Source organism: Prescottella defluvii, assembly GCF_000738775.1.
In the GTDB taxonomy this organism is placed as follows: Bacteria; Actinomycetota; Actinomycetes; order Mycobacteriales; family Mycobacteriaceae; genus Prescottella; species Prescottella defluvii.
Genome location: NZ_JPOC01000032.1, coordinates 1 through 1,049, shown reverse-complemented (window position 1 = coordinate 1,049; position 1,049 = coordinate 1). Strand labels below are relative to the sequence as shown.

Annotated in this window: 1 protein-coding gene; it reads left to right on the top strand. The window is 66.0% G+C overall.

Annotated features, from left to right (window positions below; translation table 11 throughout):
• Nucleotides 1-230: 230 nt before the first annotated feature.
• A partial coding sequence (locus tag IJ15_RS0112680; protein WP_031938712.1) for an IS481 family transposase occupies nucleotides 231-1,049 on the top strand: 819 nt, incomplete at its 3' end.

Below are 1,049 nucleotides of genomic sequence, written 5' to 3'. Positions count from 1 at the left end.
GCGACGAGTTCGACGGCCGCTTCGCCTTCACCGGACGACTGCACCACATCCGCGTGGATCTGCCGGACGCCGGGCGCCCGGAGGCTGCCACGGAGCAGGGCCGGATCGCGCTCGCGGCGCACTAGGTGTACCCGGTCAGGACGTTGGTAGCGGGCGTGTCGGCTTGATGTGAAGAGAACCTCCGAGTGGGGTGTGGCTTGTCTAAGGCCCACATCCGCTCGGAGGTTCTCGTGTCCCACCGTAATGCCCGAACCACATATCTCGGCAGATTGCTCATCGTCGAGCGCTACCGAGATGGCTGGCCGAAAGCGCATATCGCCAGCGCAATGGGGATATCCCGGAAGTGCGTGTCGACGTGGGTGGCCCGCTACGAGACCGAGGGCGAAGCCGGGTTACACGATCGGTCCTCCCGCCCGCACACCATGCCGACCCGAACCGCAGCCGAAGTCGAGACCCGGATCGTCGAGCTCCGTGTGCGTGAGCGACGCGGGCCGGACTGGCTCGCAGCAGAACTCGGGGTGCCGGCCCGCACAGTCTCCCGAGTCCTACGGCGCCACCAGGTGCCACACCTGGCGGACTTGGACCCGATGACCGGTCAGGTGATCCGCTCGTCGAAAACCACCGCCGTGCGCTACGAACGTGAGCGGCCCGGCGAACTGGTGCACATGGACGTCAAAAAGCTCGGCAGAATCCCCGACGGTGGCGGATGGCGCGCACACGGACGAGCCGCCGGATCGACAGCCCGCGACCGCAGCACCCGGACCGGATTCGACTACGTCCACTCGCTCGTCGATGACCACTCCCGACTCGCCTACTCGGAGATCCTCCCAGACGAAAAGGGCTCCACCTGTTCGGGTTTCCTGACCCGTGCGATCGACTACTTCGCGGACCGCGGCATCACGAGAATCGAGCGGTTGATGACCGACAACGCCTGGGCCTACCGATGGTCCCTCCGCGCAGTCTGCGCCGAACACGGGATCAAGCAGAAGTTCATCAGACCGCACTGCCCGTGGCAGAACGGCAAGGTCGAACGCCTCAACCGGACCCTG